At 72.9% G+C, this 15,939-nt stretch carries 11 protein-coding genes; 10 read left to right on the top strand and 1 reads right to left on the bottom strand.

Translation table 11 applies throughout. The features are described 5' to 3' along the window. Positions 1–8: 8 nt before the first annotated feature. The 9 genes from EV189_RS02170 (at position 9) to EV189_RS02125 (ending at position 15,007) form a co-directional block, all read left to right on the top strand. Positions 9–1,970: a substrate-binding domain-containing protein gene (locus EV189_RS02170; RefSeq protein WP_130491301.1), complete on the top strand. Its 1,962-nt coding sequence runs from the start codon at positions 9–11 to the stop codon at positions 1,968–1,970. Beyond that, positions 1,967–4,849, top strand: a complete 2,883-nt coding sequence (locus EV189_RS02165) for a hypothetical protein (RefSeq protein WP_130491300.1) — start codon at positions 1,967–1,969, stop codon at positions 4,847–4,849. Before EV189_RS02170 ends, EV189_RS02165 begins: the two co-directional genes overlap by 4 nt. Positions 4,850–4,946: 97 nt before the next feature. Then, complete coding sequence (locus EV189_RS02160) at positions 4,947–5,936, top strand: hypothetical protein (protein WP_130491299.1); 990 nt, start codon at positions 4,947–4,949, stop codon at positions 5,934–5,936. A gap of 71 nt (positions 5,937–6,007) precedes the next feature. After that, positions 6,008–7,606 (top strand): Ig-like domain-containing protein, encoded by a 1,599-nt coding sequence (locus EV189_RS02155; protein ID WP_130491298.1) that lies wholly within the window; start codon positions 6,008–6,010, stop codon positions 7,604–7,606. 271 nt (positions 7,607–7,877) lie between these two features. Beyond that, complete coding sequence (locus EV189_RS02150; RefSeq protein ID WP_165400084.1) at positions 7,878–10,055, top strand: Ig-like domain repeat protein; 2,178 nt, start codon at positions 7,878–7,880, stop codon at positions 10,053–10,055. 228 nt (positions 10,056–10,283) lie between these two features. Further along, positions 10,284–11,468: a hypothetical protein gene (locus EV189_RS19970; protein ID WP_165400042.1), complete on the top strand. Its 1,185-nt coding sequence runs from the start codon at positions 10,284–10,286 to the stop codon at positions 11,466–11,468. After that, complete coding sequence (locus EV189_RS02135) at positions 11,465–12,451, top strand: sortase (RefSeq protein WP_130491294.1); 987 nt, start codon at positions 11,465–11,467, stop codon at positions 12,449–12,451. Before EV189_RS19970 ends, EV189_RS02135 begins: the two co-directional genes overlap by 4 nt. 82 nt (positions 12,452–12,533) lie before the next feature. Continuing rightward, positions 12,534–13,340 (top strand): phosphate ABC transporter ATP-binding protein, encoded by an 807-nt coding sequence (locus EV189_RS02130; protein WP_130491293.1) that lies wholly within the window; start codon positions 12,534–12,536, stop codon positions 13,338–13,340. Between the two features lie 62 nt (positions 13,341–13,402). Further along, positions 13,403–15,007 (top strand): hypothetical protein, encoded by a 1,605-nt coding sequence (locus EV189_RS02125; RefSeq protein ID WP_130491292.1) that lies wholly within the window; start codon positions 13,403–13,405, stop codon positions 15,005–15,007. Positions 15,008–15,017: 10 nt separating this feature from the next. On the opposite strand, the gene EV189_RS02120 is transcribed toward EV189_RS02125, so the two are convergent. Further along, positions 15,018–15,386, bottom strand: a complete 369-nt coding sequence (locus EV189_RS02120; RefSeq protein WP_130491291.1) for a hypothetical protein — start codon at positions 15,384–15,386, stop codon at positions 15,018–15,020. Between the two features lie 215 nt (positions 15,387–15,601). Between EV189_RS02120 and EV189_RS02115 the strand changes: the two genes are divergently transcribed. Next, on the top strand, positions 15,602–15,898 hold the full coding sequence (locus EV189_RS02115) for a putative quinol monooxygenase (protein WP_130491290.1): 297 nt from the start codon (positions 15,602–15,604) through the stop codon (positions 15,896–15,898). Positions 15,899–15,939: the final 41 nt, after the last annotated feature.

The following is a 15,939-nucleotide window of genomic DNA, read 5'->3' as shown; positions in this document are numbered from 1 at the left end:
CTGTTGACGTGAGGACGAACCTCGCCGGTGCGGTCGGCCGGAGGCGGCGTGCCGCGGTCCTGAAGCTGGTCGTCGTGCTCGCCGCGCTGCTGCCCGTCGGCCTGCTGTCCGCGGGCCCCGCCATGGCGGACGACTACGTCTCGATCACCGGCTCCGGCTCGAGCTGGGCGGCCAACGCGCTGAGTGACTGGATCGCGAACATCCGGCAGCAGGGCATCTCCATCAACTACAACGACAACGGCTCCTCGGCCGGTCGGCAGAACTTCCACGACAACACCGTGGACTTCGCCGTCTCCGAGATCCCGTACAAGTTCGACGACCCCAACGAGGTCACCCCGCCGGCCGGCTCGTACGCGTACATGCCGATCGTCGCCGGCGGCACGGCGTTCATGTACCACCTGGAGATCGGCGGGCAGCTCTTCACCAACCTGAAGCTGACCCAGGCGGCGGTCGCGGACATCTTCACCAACAACGTGCACTACTGGGACGACCCCGAGATCGTGGCGAGCAACCCCGGCGTCGCGCTGCCGCACTCCTCGATCATCCCCATCGCCCGCAGTGACGGCTCCGGCACGACGGCCGAGATCACGTCCTGGCTCAACCAGCAGTTCTCCAGCAAGTGGAACGCCTACTGCGGCTCCCTGAAGCGCTCCTCCTGCGGCGTCACGTCGTTCTTCCCCTACCCCGACAACTCGAGCTTCGTCGCGCAGTCCAGCTCGACGGGGTCGGCGGAGTACATCAAGGAGAACGACGGCACGATCGGCTACGACGAGTACTCCTACGCCAAGCTCAGCGGCTACCCGGTCGCCAAGATCCTCAACGCGGCGGGCTACTTCGCGCTGCCGACGGCGCAGAACGACGCCGTGGCGCTGACGGCCGCGAAGATCAACACGAACCAGAACGACCCGGCGCACTACCTGACCCAGGACCTGAGCGACGTCTACACCAACCCGGACCCGCGGACCTACCCGCTGTCGAGCTACAGCTACTTCATCGTGCCGACGCAGGTGGCCGGGAAGTTCAACAACGACAAGGGCAAGACGCTCGGGGCGTTCGCGTACTACTTCCTCTGCGAGGGGCAGCAGGACGCCGACAAGCTCGGGTACTCCCCGCTGCCGGTGAACCTCGTGCAGGCCGCCCTCGAGCAGGTGTCGAAGATCCCGGGGGTCGACGAGCAGAGCATCGACATCGCCAACTGCGGCAACCCGACCTTCGACGGCAAGCACCTCGACGTGAACCTCCTGGCGCAGAACGCGCCGCAGCCTGACGCCTGCGACAAGCAGGGTGCGGACTGCGGTGGTGCCGGCGGGGTCCAGCAGCCCGCGACGACGGACCCCAACGGTGCGCCCGGCGGCGTGACGCCCGCCGACAGCGGCTCCGGTGGCGGTGGCGCGGCTCCCGCTGGGGGCACGACGGCGCCCGCAGCGGCAGGCGGAGCCGCACCAGGTGGAGGGACTGCTGCGGGCGGGGCGGCCGCGGGCGCCGGTGGTGCTGCGGCGGGCGGCACGGTCGCCGGGGCGAAGCCTGGGACCACGGGCGCGGCCGGGGGGACCACGACCGTCGTCGACCCGAACACCGGTGAGGTGAAGACCGTCCCGACCGGGGGCGGCTCCGGCTCCGGCGGGGGCGGTGCCGCCGCGGGCAGCCCGACCAAGACCGTGGTCGACCCCGAGACCGGTGAGGTGAAGACCGTCCCGGTGAGCGCAGCGACCGGGAGCAGCGCGACCGGTGGCGGAACGGTCGGGACCGCCGGGGCGAGCGCTGCTGCCGGAGCCGTCGCCGGTGCTTCCGGGACGGTGGCAGGGGGAGGCACGGTCCTCGCCGGCGCCGTACCCGTCTCGACGTCGACCAGCCTGAGCGGCGGGGTCGGCACCAACGCCCTCATCGCCCTGCTGGCGCTGACGCTCGTGCTCACGGTCGCGGCACCTCCGCTCGTCGCGCGGCTCGTCTCGAAGCGCAGGTCGTCGTGAGGACCCCTGCCCTGCGCCGTGCCCGCGTCGTCCTGGCCGCGGCGCTGGCGGTCGGGCTCGCGGTCCCCGGGATGACGATCAGCACCGCCCGGGCCGACAGCGCGAGCGACTCCTCGGTGACGGTGCGCGGCAGCGGGTCCTTCGCCGGACTCAGCGTGAGCGTGGACCGCACGCAGCAGCTGGGGCACCAGGTCGTCGACGTCTCGTGGAAGGGCCTGGGCCAGAGCGACACCCAGAACCAGTCCGGGCCCACCGACTACCTGCAGATCATGCAGTGCTGGAGCGATCCCTCGCTGCAGCAGGTCAGCACGGACGCCGACCGCGACACCTTGCGGGACCAGTGCTACTTCGGCGCCTTCGGCAGTACCTACGCCGGCAACGCGTCGAGCGTGCCGGGCGGGTACTACGCGTCCGCGAGCGCGTACCTCCGCAAGGTCGTGAAGCCCACCCTGGTCGGCTTCAAGCCGGGGGCGACCTCGGACGAGGACAAGGCTGCCAACGCGCGCGCCCTGCAGGCGCAGCACGACGCGTGGGCGCTCGACCTCCACGGCTCGCAGGAGGCGAACGACGGGTTCGTGCCGTTCAAGCCGGTCAGCGGCACGGCGTACGACGGCAGCGGCAACAGCGACGTCGACAACCCGTGGTTCGACCAGCAGATCACCAACGAGATCGACTACGCGCCGAGCGCCGTCGACGGCACCGGCTCCATGCCCTTCGAGGTGCAGACCGGGCTGGAGAACAGCTCCCTCGGTTGCGGGCAGGCCAGGGCGTCAGGCGTGGTGCCGAAGTGCTGGATCGCCGTCGTGCCCAGGGGAGTGCCGACCAGCCGCACGGACGGGGCCCAGTCGCCGTTCGCCTGGTCCGTGTGGAAGAACGCGATGTTCATCCCGCTGGACTTCTCCTCGCTCTCCTCGTCCTGCGCCCGCAGCGCGACGAAGACCTCGATCACCGGCAGCCCGCTGCTCGCGGCGGCAGCATCGTCGTGGACCTCGAGCCTCTGCTCCTCCACCGGCCGGTCGTACTCCTACCTGTCCACCGCGGACCTCATCCGCGAGAGCTCGGTCACCTCGGCGAAGGACCCGGGGCTGCAGGCCGTCACGCGCTCGGTGCCCGGCGCCCCGTCCGACACGGTGTACGCGCCGGTGGCCGTCGCGAGCCTCTCGATCGTCTTCCTGATCGACCGTTACTACAGCGACCTCTACTTCGACGCCGACGGCGGCGTGCAGGGCACCCCGCAGGACCAGCTGGACCACAACGGGGAGCTCGTCACCCAGCTGAAGCTCACACCGCGCCTCGTGGCGAAGCTGCTGACCCAGTCCTACCGCGGGTCCATGCCACCGTCGCGCCTCGACGTGCGGAGCGCGGACGACCCGCAGCACGACGACCCGAACCTCAAGGGCGCACGGCTCGGCCTGCTCGACGATCCCGAGTTCACGGCGCTGAACCCCGATCTCGCCGCCCTCGACTACCAGCACCAGTACTCGCTGACGAACCTCGTCGTCCCCTTCGGCCGGGCCAACGAGTACGGCGAGCTCTGGCAGTGGGTCCTGGCGGACCCCTCCGCCCGCGCCTTCCTGTCGGGCCAGCCGGACGAGCACGGGATGAAGGTGAACCCGGCGTTCAAGAACGCGCTGCAGGCACGGGACGACTTCCCGAAGCCCGACCCGTGGTGCGCCGACGTGGACACGCGCCCCGCGGTCCCGCCGCTGTGCGGCATCGACTACAACAAGTACGCCGCGAACCTCGAGGCCGCGGCCATCGCGGCGGCGAAGGGTGACCCGAAGCGAGGGACGTTCAACCCGGTCGACAACTTCCGGGCCGACTTCTTCTCCGGCTTCGGGTCGGCACCGCGCGACCTCGTCGGCCGGCGGGCCGAGCTGGTCCTCACCGACACGGTCAGCGCGGCGCGGTTCGGGCTGCGCAGTGCCCAGCTCCTCAACGCCCACGGGGACTTCGTGGCACCCGACGCGCATTCCCTGCAGGCGGCCGTGGACGGGATGGACACCGACGACAACGGCGTCCTCGTGCCCGACCCCTCGACAGCGGTCGCCGGTGCGTACCCCTTGACGGTGCCGCAGTACGTCGCGACGGTGCCCTCCCGCATCACGCCGGAGGAGGGGGACGCGTACGCGGACCTGCTGCAGTACAGCGCGTTCCACGGCCAGGAGCAGGGACCCTCCGTCGGCCAGCTTCCGGAGGGGTACCTCCCGCTGACGCAGGAGCTCAAGTCCGAGGCGGTCGTCGCGGCCGAGGAGATCCGGGACGAGGCGGGTGTGGCGCCCGACCCGACTTCGACCCCGACACCCACGCCGAGCTCGACCGTGACGCGTACGGCGTCGCCGACACCTGCCCCGCAGAGCACGAGCAGGGCGGTGACTCCGGCGCCCTCCTCGAGCCCGGCGAGTACGGCAGTGGCGGGCGTCGCAGCGAAGCCGAGCCCCTCGGTCACCGCCGATCCGCCTGCCAGCACGACGGTCTCGGCAACCACGCCCTCCGCCGCCCCGACGGTGTCGACGAGCCCCACGTCCTCTGCCACTGCGTCGCCGTCGCCGAGCCACACTCTCGCGACGTCGGCCCGCCCCTCGTCGCCGGCGTCGCATCCCGGGACGCCCTTCCACCCGTCCGGCGGCACCGGAAGTTCACCTGTGGTTAGCGGCTCCCGAGCGACCCCGACGCCCTCGGGAAAGCCCACCTCACTACAAAGTCCAGTACCGACGGCAACGGCGACCCCGCAGCCCGAGGTGCAGCTCGTCTCCGCGACGACCCCGGCGACCAAGGTCGGCGGGATCAGGTTCGCCCTCTTCATCTGCTTGCTGGTCGCCCTCCTCGCGGGGACGACGAGCCAGGCCCTGCGCCGGGTGCCCGCCCGCCGCAGGTGACGCCCCTCCCCCTGCACCACCAGGGAGCGCCGGAGCACGTCTCCGGCGCAGCTCCGGGCCCACGGCGGGCCCGGAACGAACCGAAAGGACATCGCACATGAAGCTCGTCGCGCGCACTGTGCTCGCGCTCGTCGCGGGCGTCGTCGCCGTCCCGACCGCCATGGCGGTCACCGGTGTCGCGAACGCGGACCCCGACACCTCCTCGAGCGCCTACCCGTACGCGCTCAACGGTGGCGGCTCGGACACCACCGAGGAGCTGATGACCGACATCGCCAACAACGTCAAGGTGGGCGGCGTCCCGGTCATCGGCAACTGGTCGGCCAAGGGCGGTGCCTTCGACACCAACGGCAGCGCCGCGGGCTGCTCCTACGCCGGCAACGCGGGCGTCGCCGCCGGCGCCGGGATCCGCCCCGACGGCTCGGGTGCAGGCCGTGACCGCCTCGAGGAGGCCATGGACCCGAGCAACGCGTACTTCGGCTGCCTCGACTTCGCCCGCTCGTCCTCCGGCAGCACCAAGGCCGACCAGACGAAGCTCGCGCTCGCGGTCGACACGCTGACGTACGCCGTGCGCTCGGACTCCGGTCTGTCGAAGAAGTTCACGCTGGCGCAGCTGCAGTCGATCTACCAGTGCAAGGTGCCGACGATCCACCCGCTGCTCCCGCAGGCCGGCTCGGGCTCGCGCTCGGTCTGGGAGAACCTCATGGGCATCACCGACGCGGCGCTCCCCGCCTGCATCAACGACAAGATCCAGGAGAACGACGGCACCAGCCTGGGCACCGACAAGTTCGCGGTCATGCCGTACTCGTCCTCCCAGTGGGCCGCGCAGACCGCGGGCGTCATCTCCGACGTGCACGGCGTCTCGGCGCTCGGCGCGATCAACAGCATCCCCGGACTGGCCTCGAACGGTGCCGGCGCCGGCGTCCGCACCGTCTACAACGTGGTCTCCACCGCGCGCCTCAACAGCAGCTCGCCCGACGACGCGCTGCTGCAGCAGGTCTTCAAGGGCCCGAACTCGCTGGTCTGCGCGCAGACCGCCTCGATCGGTCGCCAGGGCTTCCTCCCCACCGCCAGCTGCGGCAGCAACTGAGCCTGCCCCGCGGCAGCTGAACCTCCTCCCCCCTCTCGTTCTTCGCTGACGAAAAACAAGGAGTTCCTCGCGTGAAGATCAACAAGGCGCTCGCCGCCTCCCTGACGGGGGGCGCGGCGATCGTCGCCAGCGGCCTCGTCGCGACGCCGGCCTTCGCCCTCGGCACGCTCCCCGCCAACGGCGCCGCGCTGTCCATCACCGGCGGCAACGGCCCGGTCGGCACGACCATCCCGACGTTCGTCACCAGCAAGGGCTGCGACCAGCCCGGCGCTTCGCAGTACGAGGGCCTCTTCTTCGGCCCCGGCCTGCCCGACGACGGTGCCCCGATCCTCGGCACCAACAACCTCGGCTTCTCCGCCACGAAGTCGATGACCATCAAGGCCGGCAACAGCTACCTCGACACGGCCACGGTCCTCGGTGGGGCCTCCGGCCTCGTCGACGGCCACTACGTGCTCGAGTTCGCCTGCCTCGACGACTTCTCCGGGATCCTCGGGACCTTCACCCAGGGCCTCGACATCGCCGGCGGCCAGGCGACGGTCTCGGCGGCGCCGAAGACCGACAGCACCACCGCCCTCGCGGTCACGCCGGCCAGCGGCCAGCAGGCGCCGGTCAACGTCACCCTGACGGCGACCGTCGCGGGCTCCGGCGGCTCGCCCTCGGGCACCGTGGAGTTCTTCAACGGCTCGACCAGCCTCGGCACGGTGGCGGTCGCCGCCGGCTCCGCGAGCCTCACGGTGAACGGGGTCGGCCAGGGCGCCTACAGCTACAAGGCGGTCTACTCCGGCGACACCGCGTTCAACACGTCCACGTCCCCGGTCGTGGCGTACTCGGTGGCCAAGGGGGCAGCTGCGGCGACGCAGGTCTCCCTGACGGTCCCGAACAACATCAGCGCGGGCTCGCCCACGACCATCAGCGCCGCGGTGACGCCGGCCGGTGCTGTGGGCTCCGTCCAGCTGTTCGACGGCACCACGCAGATCGGCAGCACGAGCGTCGTCGGCGGCACGGCGACGTTCCAGCCGACCTTCGCGGCCGGTGACCACTCGCTGCAGGCGAAGTTCACCCCGGCCGACCCCACGGACTACGTCGCCTCGCAGTCCGCGGTCGTCCCGGTCTCGGTCGCCGCGGCGCAGTTCACCCCCGACGTCCAGACCATCACGGGCACGATCCCGGCCGGCACGATCGTCATCAGCACGCCGTACACCGCCAGCAGCCCGCTGGACCTCGGCACGCTGGCGATCGACCCGAACGGCACGAAGTTCTCCGCCTCGGCGCCGTTCCAGAACATCCAGGTCGTCGACACCCGCGCGGGTGACCTCCCCTGGACGCTGTCCGCCCAGGCCGGCGACCTCGCCAACGGCGGGTCGGACGTGAACGACACGATCAGCGGGCAGAACGTCGGCCTCACCGACCTGGCGCCGACCTACCTGGCCGGCAACGCGCTGAACGCGTCGAACCCCGTCACGGTCTCGGCGAACGCCGTCCCCGCCCTCCCCGTCGCGCCCGGCACCACGGGCACCGCGGGTCTCGGCGGCCAGGCCCACCCGATCGCGCACGCCGCCAAGGGTGCGGGCACGGTCAAGCTGGACGGCACGCTGACGCTCGAGGCTCCCACCTCGACGCACCCCGGCAAGTACACCGGTGTCGTGACCTTCACGGTCGCCGGCAGCTGATCGCTCGGCCAGCGGCAGTCTCTCCCGAGGGACCGCCGCTGCAGGAGGGGGTGGGGCCGTCGGCCCCGCCCCCTCTTGGGCGTTTCCGGAGAACATGCGGTGCTGCAGAAACCCCTCGTACACAGGCAGTTCATCTCGCCGTACGGGTCACAAGAACCCCTGCTGCGCATAGACTTCTGCTCGTCCACCGACGGTCTGCCGGATGTCTCCGGGGTCTGCCGCGCATGCTGCGCGGGCAGCGACCGTCGCTCATGCAGAGAAGGCCCGTCGCATGATCGCGCTCCGCGTGCCCCCGCCAGCCCGTCGCCACCCCAGGCGTCGTGCTGCTGTCCTCGCTGCGACGGCCGCCGCCGCAGCCGGGATCGCGTTCCCGCCGGCGGTCGCCCTCGCCGCTCCCAGGCCGGCAGGCGCCTCGTCGACCGCACCCGTGCCGGCCGGCACCAAGGTCACCTTCGGCGTGCAGCCCGCGTCGGGCGGCAAGGCGGACCCGCGTACCGGGTTCAGCTACACCGCGACTCCCGGGGCGACGGCCAAGGACGAGGCCGCCATCATCAACCTCAGCGTCGTGCCGATCGTCGTGGCGGTATACCCGACCGACGCCGAGACCACCACCGACGGGTCCTTCGCCCTGCTGCCAGCGGCTTCCCGCCCCAAGGACGTGGGGTCCTGGGTCTCGCTCGGTGGTGCGCGGGAGGTGACGGTGCCGGCCCGCAGCAGCGTGATCGTCCCCGTGACGCTGAAGGTCCCGGCCGACGCGACACCGGGCGACCACACCGGCGCCGTCATCGCGTCGCTCGCGACGTACGCGCGCAACAAGAACGGGGACCGCATCCGGCTCGACCAGCGCGTCGGCGCTCGGCTCACCGTGCGCGTGACGGGCCCGCTGCGCCCCTCGCTGTCCATCACCGGGCTCAGGGCCCGCTACCACGCGTCGTGGAACCCGCTGGCGGGCAGGGCCGACGTGAGCTACACCGTGACCAACACGGGCAACGTGCGCCTGAGCGCGAAGCAGATCGTGCGGATCACCGGCTGGCTCGGCGGGACCGCGGTCAGCGGCGCGTCCCTGCACCCCGTCCCTGAGCTGCTCCCCAAGGGCTCGCTCACGGTCCACACGACCGTGACGCACGTGCGTGCCGCGCTGCGCATGACCGCGCTCGTCCGGCTCGACCCGACCAAGCGCGCGGGCGACATCGACCCGACCCTGCGGCCCGTCGAGGCCCGCGTCCAGTTCTGGGCGCTGCCCTGGCTCGTCCTCGGCCTCCTCCTGCTCGCCGTCCTCGGCGGCGGGTGGGCGTGGCGGCGCCGGCGACGTCCTCCTGCGGCCCCCACCCCCGCGCCGTCCCTCCCCTCCGAGGACCAGGAGCCCGTGATGAGCAGCTCGAGCGCCGCCGTACCCGTCGAGCGGAGCGCTTCCGTGCGCCGCGCACCCGGCTGGGGACTGGCCCGCCTCGTGGTCGCGGTCGCGACCCTCCTCGGTGGGACGGCGGGTGCCGCCCTGCCGGCCCTCGCCGCGACGGCACCGGCGCGTACGGCCGGGGTGACGCCCGCGACCGGCAAGGACACGACCATCCCGACGTTCAGGACGAGCGCACCTTGCCCTGCCGGGTCAGCGACGTTCTACGCGCTGGTGCTCGGTCCGGGCTTCCCGAAGGACGGCGAGCCGATCCGTACGGTGAACGACCTCGGCATCTCGCTCACGAAGCCGTTCTCCTTCAAGGCGTCCTTGAGCTTCTACGACGTCGCCGCGATGTACGGCGGTGGCCACCGCATGAAGGGCACCTACACCCTGCGGGTCGTCTGCCAGGGCGAGTTCACCGAGACGATGCGGACCTTCGACGCGAAGGTCGTGTTCGATGCCCACCAGCACTACCACGTCGTCCGGCCGGCAGTGAGGCGCACGTCCTCGGGTCCGGCGGGCGCACCCGCCGCCGCTCCTGGTGCCGGAGACGTGACCCGGACCTCCGGGGGGACGGCCATCACGGTCACGACCCTCACCAGTGCGATGCCCAAGAAGCTCGGCAGCGCAGGACCCTTCACGTTCACCGCGCACGTCCGCGACCTCACCGGCGGGCACCCCGCAGGGTTCGTGACCTTCTTCGACGGCAACCGCATGCTCGGTCGCGGCGCCCTCGGGGCCGACGGGACCGCGGTGATGTCGGTGGGGACGCTGGGGGTCGGCGAGCACGTCATCTCCGCGACGTTCACGCCCTCCGGCTCCAAGGAGCAGATGTCGGTCAGCGCCCAGACGTCCTGGACCGTCCTCTCTCCGTCCGTGCGCTCGCTGCCGCAGCAGCGCGTCTCCGCCGCGGCGCAGCGGAAGGGCGACCACCAGCGTCTCACCGCGGCCCTCGTCGCCGGCGTCGTCGTCGCGCTCCTGGTCGGGCTGGGAGGACCGCTGCTCGCGCTGTCCCGACGTCTCGCCGGGCGTCGGCCCCGCCCGTCCGTGTGATCCACCACTCGGCCTGCTGATTGACCCTGTTCGTCCTGTGCCGCAGGGAGATCCCTGTCGCGTTGGCCCCCGGGTTGCGCGGCGTTCACCGGGCGGCCGCCCCTCCGCGCCATCCTCGAACGGCTCGCCGCCAGGTGCGCCCGTCACGAAAGAGAGAGTCCTACCGTGCGATCAGCTCGCGCTTCCGTCCTCGTCGCCCTGGCGGCCGCTGCCTCTGCCGTGGTCGGGGTGAGCGGTCTGGTCACCGCCGGACCCGCGTCTGCGCAGGGGAAGCTGCCCGCCACGGGCGCCGCCCTCACGATCACCCCGTCCTCGGGCCTGGACACCGACCGACCCACGCTGACGACGTCCACCGCCTGCCCGGCGGGCTCGGACAGCTACACCGGCTACTGGTACGGCATGGCCAACGCTGACGACGGCATCCTCTTCGTCGACAACAACAACCTGCAGTGGTCGTCGACGCACCCCGTCACGGTCGACGCGACGAAGAGCTGGATCGACGCGGCGACCGTCGTCGGCGGCCTGCCGAGCATCGCGCCCGGCCACTACGTCGTCGAGCTGCAGTGCGTGGACTGGACGACGAAGATCTACAAGACCTTCACCGCCGGCGTGGACTTCTGCGACGCCCACCACTGGACGACGACGGGCAGCTGCCAGACGAGCACGCCGACGCCGACTCCCACCCCTACGCCGACCCCGACCCCGACGCCGACCCCCACGCCGACGCCGACGCCCACCGAGGTCCCGGTCACCACGCCGCCCGCGGCGCCGGTGACGACTCCGCCCGCTGCCCCCGTCACCACGCCGCCCGCGGCGCCGGTGACGATGCCCCCGGCGCCCCCGGTGACGACGGCCCCGCCGCAGTCCACGGCGGCCCAGCCGCAGCCCGCCCCCGCGGTCGTCAAGGCGGCGAGCATCACGGGCAAGGTCCTGGTGGGCCAGAAGGTCTCGTGCACCGCGTCGTTCACGGGCGCCTCGAGCGTGGCGTACTCCTGGCTGGTGGGCGGCAAGGCCGTCGCCGGCAGCTCGGCTTCGCGCACCATCGCCAAGACCGAGCTCGGCAAGAGCGAGGCGTGCAAGGCGACCGCGACCAACGCCGCCGGCTCGACGGTCTCGACCAGCAAGGCCGTCAAGGTCGGCCCGCAGCTGCTGCCGGTGAAGACCGCGCCCCGGATCACGGGTGCCGGCAAGGTCGGGTCGAAGCTCACCGCCACCGCGGCAGTCTTCAAGCCGAAGGCCAAGGCGCTGAAGTACCAGTGGCTGCGCGACGGCAAGGCCATCAAGGGCGCCACCAAGGCGACCTACGTCGTGACCAAGGCCGACAAGGGCCACAAGCTGACGGTCGTCGAGACCGGCTCCCTCGCGACGTACACCGCTGGCACGGCGACCAGCCGCCCGGTGTCGGTGAAGTGAGCTCGTCGCTCACCGACGAGCGCCCGGCCGTCCCCGCCGGCGCCGTCACCCCGTCTCCCCGTCGGCGCATGCCGGCGGGGAGACGGGTCCTCCAGCTGGTCCCGGCCAAGCAGCCGCTCGACCGGGGCAGCACGCCGTACCTCCTCCACTCCGCGCTGCTCGTCATCGCCCTGCTCGCCGGCACCCTCGCCCTCGAGATGGTCGGCGTCGGGGCGCTGCGCGAGGCCCGCGACCAGCGCACGACCTACGCCCAGTTCCGCGTCCAGCTGGCCAAGGGGCTCGCCCCCATCGGGCAGACGGACACGGTGCACAAGCAGCTGCTCCCGCTCGGCGCGCCCGTCGCGGTGATGCAGATCCCCACGATCGGGCTGCGCCAGGTGGTGCTCGAGGGGTCGTCGTCGACGGTGCTGCGCTCGGGCCCGGGGCACGAGCGGGACACCGCGCTGCCCGGGCAGTACGGGCCGGCCGTCGTCTACGGGCGGGGACTGGCCTACGGCGCGCCGTTCCGGCGGCTGCACGAGCTCAAGGCGGGCGACACGATCCTCGTCACGACCGGCCAGGGACCGGCGAAGGGCCAGCAGCCCTTCACCTACGTCGTCCAGGACCTCCGCCGTGCGGGCGACCCGATCCCGCAGCTGCAGCCGCACACGGGACGCCTGACCCTCGTGACGACCGACGGCCCCTGGTGGGCTCCGAGCGGTGTGCTGCGCGTCGACGCGCAGCTGCAGGGCACGCCCGTCCCGCGCAGCGCGAAGGTGCTGGAGGACGTCCCGGACGACGAGAAGCCCTTCGGCCGCGACTCCTCCGCGCTGACGCCGTTGCTGCTGTGGTCGCAGGCACTCCTGCTGGTCGCGGCGGGCTTCGCCTGGCTGCGCCTCCGCTGGGACGGCTGGCACGCGTGGCTCGCCGGCGTGCCGGTGCTCGCGTACGTCGCCCTCTCCACCGCCCACGAGGCGGCCCGCCTCCTCCCGAACATCCTCTAGACCAGCAGGGATCCGAGCAGCTGCCGCCATGACGACACCCCACCCGTCCGACCGTGCCATGCCGCACCAGCGAGGAGACAGCATGACCGCGCTGCTCGAGCCCGAGACCGTCCAGCTCGCGAGCCTGGAGGGCCGCAGCGTCTCCGCGTGGTTCGGGGACCACAAGGTCCTCGACCGCGTCGACCTCGTCATGCCCGCCGGTCAGGTGACGGCGCTGATCGGGCCGTCGGGCTGCGGCAAGTCGACGTTCCTGCGCATCCTCAACCGGATGCACGAGCTCGTGCCCTCCGCCTCACTGGCCGGCGAGGTCCTGCTGGACGGCGAGGACATCTACGCCCCGCAGCGCCGGCTGACCGAGGCGCGCAGGGACATCGGCATGGTCTTCCAGAAGCCGAACCCCTTCCCGGCCATGAGCATCTACGACAACGTGCTCGCCGGGCTCAAGCTCACCGGGCGCAAGGCCGGTCGCGACGAGAAGGACGTGCTCGTCGAGTCGTGCCTCAGCAAGGCGGGCCTGTGGAACGAGGTGCGCACGCGCCTGCGCCAGCCCGGCGGCGGTCTCTCCGGCGGCCAGCAGCAGCGGCTCTGCATCGCCCGCTCGCTCGCGGTGCAGCCGAAGGTGCTGCTCATGGACGAGCCGTGCTCGGCGCTCGACCCGACCTCGACGCGCCGCATCGAGGAGACGATCCACGAGCTCAAGCGCGAGGTGACGATCGTCATCGTCACGCACAACATGCAGCAGGCGGCGCGCGTCTCCGACGTCTGCGCGTTCTTCCTCGCGGAGCAGGGGCAGCCCGGCCACATCGTGGAGCAGGGGAGCACCCAGCAGGTCTTCGAAGCGCCGGAGGACCCGCGGACCTTCGACTACGTCAACGGCCGCTTCGGCTGACCGGTCAGCGGTCGGGGCGGCGGGCGGGGGTCGGAGGTCGAGCGAGGGCAGGGGAGACGCAGGTGGGGAGGTCCCGTGGCAGGGCGGCGCTCGCTGCTGCCCTCGCCGCGGCGGTGACGCTGCCGCTGGCCGCCCGGGCCGGGGCCGAGCCCGTGGACCCACCGGCGAGCACGACCGCTCCGCTCGTCCTGGTCCCCGCCCGCGGGGCCCTGTCCGGGCCCTTCGCGGTGCAGGCCCCCGACGGGTGCCCGGACCCGGCGGCGAGCGCGTACGCCGTGCACCTGTTCGGCGCGTCGCTGCCGCAGGACGGGGCCGTGCTCGTGCCCGCGACGCCGCTCCCCGCTGCGACGGGCGCGTACGCCGTGCACCTGTTCGGCGCGTCGCTGCCGCAGGACGGGGCCGTGCTCGTGCCCGCGACGCCGCTCCCCGCTGCGACGGGCGCGCTGGACGTGCAGGCGGTCGCCGCGCCCGCCGGAGACGATGTGCCTGCCGGTGCGTACGTCGTCGAGCTGGAGTGCCTCGACCCCGCCGGCGTGGTGCTGGGCACGGCGAGCACCGGTGTCGACGTCACGGCGGACGGCACCTACGGCACGCTCCCGCCCTCGAGCAGCCCGAGCGCGACGGTCGCGCCCGCAGCGTCCTCCGCTCCCGCAGAGACCGCCCCTGCGGACCCCGCCCCGCTTCCTGCGCCTCCGACGGGTGCGCCGTCGCCGCCGGACTCCCCGTCGCCATCGGACTCCCCGTCGCCGCCGGACCCCACGTCACCGACCGACCCGTCGACGACCCCTGCGCCCGCCGACGAGCCCCCCGCGCCGGCCAGCGGCGACGCGCCGCCGGTGAGCGCGACGGCAGCCCCCGCCCCGTCGCCGCAGGAGCCCTCGGCCCAGCCGCTGCCCGCCGCGCCCTCAGCGCCCCCAGCGCCGGCCGCGCTGGTCGCGTCGCCCGTCAGCCCGTCGCCGAGTGCCGCCTCCGTCCCGTCGCCGGCCGTCGCCTCCAGCCCGGCCGCCCCCACCGACCTGGCTCCGGTGCCCAGCGCGCCGGCCGTCCCGCCGCTCGGTGCCGTCCTGAGGAGCCCGCTGCTCGTCCCCGGCGCGTCCGACGCGCCGCCGGCGGAGCCCGGGCCGGTCGTCGTGCACCGCGCCGCCGTCGCCGAGCAGGACGCGGCGGCCGACGCGCCGCCTGCCGGCGTCATCACGATCACGACGCCCTACACCGCGGACCACCCGCTCGACCTCGGCACCCTGGAGCTCGACCCCGACGGCACGAGGTTCGTCACGACGGGAGACCTCGACGGGATCCAGGTCAGCGACAGCCGCGCGGGCGACCTCCCGTGGACCCTGCAGGCGCAGGCGGGGGACCTGCGCAGCGGCGCGGCGGCGATCAACGGGCAGAACGTCGGGCTGACCGGGGTCACCTCGACCTCCGTGCCCGACGCTGACGGAGTGGTGCGGACGCTGACGACGACCGACGTCCCGGCTCCCGCGTCCCCGGTGGGCCCGGGCGACCCCGGTACGGACGGGCTGGGCGGCCAGCCGCACGTCATCGCGCACGCCCCGCAGGGGAGCGGGACCGTCTCGCTCGCCGGCCGGCTCACCGTGGAGGCGCCGTCCTCGACCCCGCCCGGGACCTACTCCGGCGTCATCACGCTGACCGTCGTCGGGGGCTGAGGCCCACCGCTCAGCAGGGCTGGTCGACGCGGACGACCGCGCTCTGCCCGGGGCGGCGCCAGACGCACACGTCGGGGATCTTGCGCGCGTGCGGCCCGTTCTGCTGCACGCAGAGCTCGGTCACGGTGCTGCAGGAGAAGAGGTTCGGGATCACCGCGGTGATGTTCCCGGGAGGGCCGTCGCCCTTCGTCACCCGGTGGTGCCAAGCGGAGCGCTGGTGCAGCACGGCGTACGGCACGGGGGCGGGAGCGTGCGTGGTTCCTCGCTCCACGGCGGGCGCGGCGCCGCTCGCCGGGCTGGTCGTGAGCACGACGCCGGCGGTGGCGGCGCCGACCGTGCCGACGACCGCGAGGAGGGTACGGGCGAGCAGGGCGGGCACGTCGGCTCCTCGGCTTGTCAGGTGTGGCTGGCTGGCTGGGCTGGGCGGCAGGTCCGCCCTCCCCCTCGGCCCGCAGCCGCGCTCGCCCGAGGACGGACGAGGAGGATCACCCGGTCGCCGCAGAGCGGGTGCCGCTGGCCGACCGCGCCCACGGGGGTGCGAGGCTTCCAGCGGGCCGCCGGACGGGCAGGCCAGCCGTGGGACAGGAGACGCGCATGTTCGGGATCGTCGTCCGCTTCGACCTGCAGGACGAGGCAGCCGCCGCGCGGTTCGACGCGCTGGTCGCCGAGGTGCTGCCGGGGATCCGGAGCGAGGAGCCGGGCACGCTCGTCTACACGACCCACCACGTGAAGGACGACCCGCTGGCCCGCGTGTTCTACGAGCTCTACCGCGACGAGCAGGGCCACGCCGACCACGAGGCGCGCCCGGCGACGGCGGCGTTCCTCCACGAGATCGGCCCGCTCACCCGCGACGTGCGCGTCGAGTTCCTCACCGACGTCGACGCGCCCTAGGTCCGTCCCGGCGGTTCCCCTGCCGCACCGGTGGTAGGGGA

This window comes from Motilibacter rhizosphaerae (genome assembly GCF_004216915.1).
GTDB classification, from domain to species: domain Bacteria; phylum Actinomycetota; class Actinomycetes; order Motilibacterales; family Motilibacteraceae; genus Motilibacter; species Motilibacter rhizosphaerae.
Note: the sequence above shows the minus strand (reverse complement) of the source record. Positions and strands in the feature narration are given on the sequence as shown.

What these genes read in the sequence shown, in the direction of transcription:
- EV189_RS02160 (WP_130491299.1), top strand. Translation starts at nt 4,947, where the DNA reads ATGAAGCTCGTCGCGCGCACTGTGCTCGCGCTCGTCGCGGGCGTCGTC.
- EV189_RS02150 (WP_165400084.1), top strand. Translation starts at nt 7,878, where the DNA reads ATGATCGCGCTCCGCGTGCCCCCGCCAGCCCGTCGCCACCCCAGGCGT.
- EV189_RS02130 (WP_130491293.1), top strand. Translation starts at nt 12,534, where the DNA reads ATGACCGCGCTGCTCGAGCCCGAGACCGTCCAGCTCGCGAGCCTGGAG.
- EV189_RS02115 (WP_130491290.1), top strand. Translation starts at nt 15,602, where the DNA reads ATGTTCGGGATCGTCGTCCGCTTCGACCTGCAGGACGAGGCAGCCGCC.